This window comes from Amnimonas aquatica (genome assembly GCF_002943415.1).
GTDB classification, from domain to species: Bacteria; Pseudomonadota; Gammaproteobacteria; order Pseudomonadales; family Moraxellaceae; genus Perlucidibaca; species Perlucidibaca aquatica_A.
Map to the genome: position 1 here is coordinate 1 of NZ_PTQZ01000182.1, position 3,751 is coordinate 3,751.

Below are 3,751 nucleotides of genomic sequence, written 5' to 3' on the forward strand. Positions count from 1 at the left end.
TACCTACTCAACTTGCTGATTTTCATCAGGTTTTTCAGCTTCGAAGCGCTCAGCGCGTCGGTGTGGGGCGCATTATAGGGGGCTCAGACGGCACGTCAACAGGATTTTCAAAATCCCTGAACGACTGCCTGTTTTTTGCCCGAAACCAGCGCTTTCAGGGCCTCAGGCCACGCCGCGCCAGCGATTCCACAGCGCCGCGACAGGGCCGGCGACCGCGTACAGCACCGAAACCGCCAGGATGCCGATGGGCAGGTTGTACATGACGATGCCGAACACCAGCACCACCGGCAGCATGACCACGAAGGGCACGCGGCTGCGGTCCAGCTCCTTGAAGCTGTAGTACTTGACGTTGCTGACCATGAGGAAACCGGCGGCCACGGTCACCAGCGCCGCGACGATGGCCAGCCCCGGCACCTCCTGGAGCAGGCGGTTGTCCACCCCCACCCAGACGAAAGCGGCCACGATGGATGCCGCCAGCGGGCTGGCGAGGCCGATGAAGTAGCGCTTGTCGACCACATCCAGCTGGACATTGAAGCGCGCCAGGCGGAATGCCGCCGCCACCGCGTACAGGAAGGCGCAGATCCAGCCGAACTTGCCCAGCGACTGCAGCGCCCAGCTGAACATGACCAGCGCCGGCGCCACCCCGAAGGACACCATGTCCGACAGCGAGTCGTACTCGGCGCCGAAAGCGCTCTGGGTATTGGTCATGCGGGCGATGCGACCATCCATGCCATCGAACAGTGCCGCCACGAAGATGGCGATGGCCGCCGCCTCGAAACGCCCGGCCATGGCGGAGATGATGGCGTAGAAGCCCGCCCCCAGCGCCGCCGTGGTGAACAGGTTGGGCAGCAGGTAGATGCCGCGGTGGCGGGTACGGCGACCGCCCTCGTGGTGCTCATCCTCGACCACCTCGAAAGTGAGGCCGTTGTGGTCATCCTGATCGTGCGGATTCTGCGGAACTTGCGACATGTAAAGACTCCTTTGGACGGAGCCATCATAATCAGAGCCCGGTGACGGCGCCACCGTCGCCGGCGCCATCCGTCAGCCATGTGCGCCAGGCCCGGGAGGGAAAATGCCCTCCCCGCCAGCGTGCCGGATGCAACAGCCGGACAAAGAAAAAGCGCGGCCGGGGCCGCGCTTTTCGGGAACGAGCGAAGCCGGCCACGAGGGCCGGCCGAGACTCAGTTCTTGCTCTGGTCAACGATCTTGTTGGCCTGGATCCACGGCATCATGGCGCGCAGCTGGGCGCCCACGACTTCGATGCCGTGTGCCGCGTTGTTGCGACGGGCAGCGGTCATGGAGGAGTAGTTGGTCTGGCCTTCCAGGATGAACTGCTTGGCGTACTCGCCGGTCTGGATGTTCTTCAGCGCCTGGCGCATGGCCTTGCGCGACTCTTCGTTGATGACCTTCGGGCCGGTCACGTACTCGCCGTACTCGGCGTTGTTCGAGATCGAGTAGTTCATGTTGGCGATGCCGCCTTCGAACATCAGGTCGACGATCAGCTTCAGCTCGTGCAGGCACTCGAAGTAGGCCATTTCCGGCTCGTAGCCGGCCTCGACCAGGGTTTCGAAGCCCATCTTCACCAGCTCGACGGCGCCGCCGCAGAGCACGGCCTGCTCGCCGAACAGGTCGGTCTCGGTCTCGTCCTTGAAGGTGGTTTCGATGATGCCGGTGCGGCCGCCGCCGACGCCGGAAGCGTAGGACAGCGCGGTCTGCTTGGCATTGCCGGAAGCATCCTGGAAGATCGCGATCAGGTCGGGCACGCCGCCGCCGCGGACGAACTCGGAGCGCACGGTGTGGCCCGGGGCCTTCGGGGCGATCATGATCACGTCCAGGTCCTTGCGCGGCACGACCTGGTTGTAGTGGATGGCGAAGCCGTGGGCGAAGGCCAGGGTGGCGCCCTGCTTGATGTTCGGCTCGATCTCGTCCTTGTACAGCTTGGACTGGAATTCGTCCGGGGTCAGGATCATGACCACGTCGGCGCCGGCGACGGCGGTCTGCACGTCGGTGACCTTCAGGCCGTGGGCCTCGGCCTTCTTGACGGTGGCGGAGCCGGCACGCAGGCCGACGGTCACGTCGACGCCGGAGTCCTTCAGGTTGCAGGCGTGGGCGTGGCCCTGCGAGCCGTAACCGATGATGGCGACCTTCTTGCCACGGATGATGGAAAGGTCGGTGTCCTTGTCGTAGTAAACCTTCATGATGCTCTGCCTCGGGATGAGTGAAGTCGGGTGGACGCCCGCGAGGGTGTCCGGGACGCGCACCTTACGACATTCACGGCATTGCGTAAAATGATATATATGCAATGCAATATGCCTGATATCGGCACAATTCCGCGCCGGGCGCCGCACGCCCGCGCACGACACATCACGGACCCGCCACAACCCCATCAAGGTGCCGCATGAAGAACATGGACGCCCGCAGCCTGCGCCTCTTCCTCGCCCTCGCCGACAGCCTGCACTTCGGCCGCACCAGCCGCGAGCAGCACGTCAGCCCGTCGGCGCTGAGCCGCATCATCCGCCAGCTCGAGGACACCCTGGGCACACCGCTGTTCCTGCGCGACAACCGCTCGGTCACGCTGACGCGCGAGGGCCTGCGCTTCCGCGAATACGCCGCCGGCGTGCTGCGCGACTGGGACACGCTGCAGCAGGAGCTGCGGCAGGATGGCGACACGCTGCGCGGCGAGCTCAGCCTGTACTGCTCGGTGACCGCCAGCTACAGCTTCCTCTACGACATCCTCAGCCGCTTCCGCCATGACCACCCGCGCATCGAGCTCAAGCTGCACACCGGCGACCCGGCGCAGGCGGTCGAGCGCGTGCGCGAGGCGCGCGAGGACATCGCCATCGGCGCACGGCCGGACAGCCTGCCGGCCGGCATCGCCTTCCAGCCCATCGCCCGCTCGGACCTGCGTTTCATCGGCCCGCTGGACACGCTGGCACTCAGCGACGAGCAGGTCCGCCAGCCCTCGCCGGAGAACTGGCGCGACGTGCCCATGATCCTGTCCGAGGAAGGCCTGGCGCGCACCCGCATCGAGCGCTGGTTGCGTCGCCACGGCATCCGGCCGCGCATCTACGCGCAGGTCAGCGGCAACGAGGCCATCGTCAGCATGGTCAGCCTGGGCTTCGGCATCGGCGTGGTGCCGCAGATCGTGCTCGACAGCAGCCCGCTGGCCGGCCACATCCGCAGCTATGACATCGAGCCGCCGCTGGCGCCGTACGACATCGGCCTGTTCGCGCTGGAGAAGCGGCTGAAGGAGCCGCTGGTAAGGGCATTCTGGGAGCGGCGGGCGGAGGGCTGAAGAGATCAACCAGACCAGATGCCAGAGGAGCAGACATGCCGGCACATGAGAAAATCAATTACGTCGAATATCCGTCCCGCGACATCGCGCAGACAAAGCGCTTCTTTGAGCAGGCGTTCGGCTGGGTCTTCGAGGACTACGGTCCGGACTACACCGCTTTCTCCGACCAGGGACTGGACGGCGGTTTCTTCAGGTCGGAGTTAGCGGCTCGCACCGAGACCGGAAGCGCCCTCATGATTCTCTACAGCGAAAACCTGGAAGCCACGCTTGGCAAGGTCGAAATGGCCGGCGGCGAAGTGATCAGGCCGATCTTCGCCTTTCCGGGCGGGCGCCGGTTCCAGTTTATCGAGCCAGGCGGCAATGAGCTGGCCGTGTGGTCCGAACCCGAGGCCTAGCGCTTGCTGCAGGTTACCGCCGCCCGGCAGAGACCCGGCCCTGACATTGCCCCGAAAATAG

4 protein-coding genes are annotated in these 3,751 nt (G+C 65.2%); 2 read left to right on the plus strand and 2 right to left on the minus strand.

Annotation, left to right across the window (positions count from 1 at the left end):
- Positions 1-162: 162 nt before the first annotated feature.
- Both pssA and ilvC read right to left on the minus strand, forming a co-directional pair.
- A complete protein-coding gene (pssA, locus tag C5O18_RS07435; protein WP_105192821.1) occupies positions 163-969 on the minus strand; it encodes a CDP-diacylglycerol--serine O-phosphatidyltransferase in 807 nt (268 codons plus the stop codon).
- 212 nt (positions 970-1,181) lie between these two features.
- Entirely contained in the window at positions 1,182-2,198 is a 1,017-nt protein-coding gene (gene ilvC / locus C5O18_RS07440) for a ketol-acid reductoisomerase (RefSeq protein ID WP_105192823.1), read from the minus strand.
- Positions 2,199-2,398: 200 nt separating this feature from the next.
- On the opposite strand from ilvC, the gene ilvY reads away from it, so the two are divergent.
- Positions 2,399-3,295 (plus strand): HTH-type transcriptional activator IlvY, encoded by an 897-nt coding sequence (gene ilvY / locus C5O18_RS07445; protein ID WP_241146775.1) that lies wholly within the window; start codon positions 2,399-2,401, stop codon positions 3,293-3,295.
- A 35-nt stretch (positions 3,296-3,330) separates the two neighbouring features.
- On the plus strand, positions 3,331-3,690 hold the full coding sequence (locus C5O18_RS07450; protein WP_105192825.1) for a VOC family protein: 360 nt from the start codon (positions 3,331-3,333) through the stop codon (positions 3,688-3,690).
- Positions 3,691-3,751: the final 61 nt, after the last annotated feature.

Coding starts and splice junctions, on each gene's coding strand:
- pssA (WP_105192821.1), bottom strand. CDS start 969: ATGTCGCAAGTTCCGCAGAATCCGCACGATCAGGATGACCACAACGGC.
- ilvC (WP_105192823.1), bottom strand. CDS start 2,198: ATGAAGGTTTACTACGACAAGGACACCGACCTTTCCATCATCCGTGGC.
- ilvY (WP_241146775.1), top strand. CDS start 2,399: ATGAAGAACATGGACGCCCGCAGCCTGCGCCTCTTCCTCGCCCTCGCC.
- C5O18_RS07450 (WP_105192825.1), top strand. CDS start 3,331: ATGCCGGCACATGAGAAAATCAATTACGTCGAATATCCGTCCCGCGAC.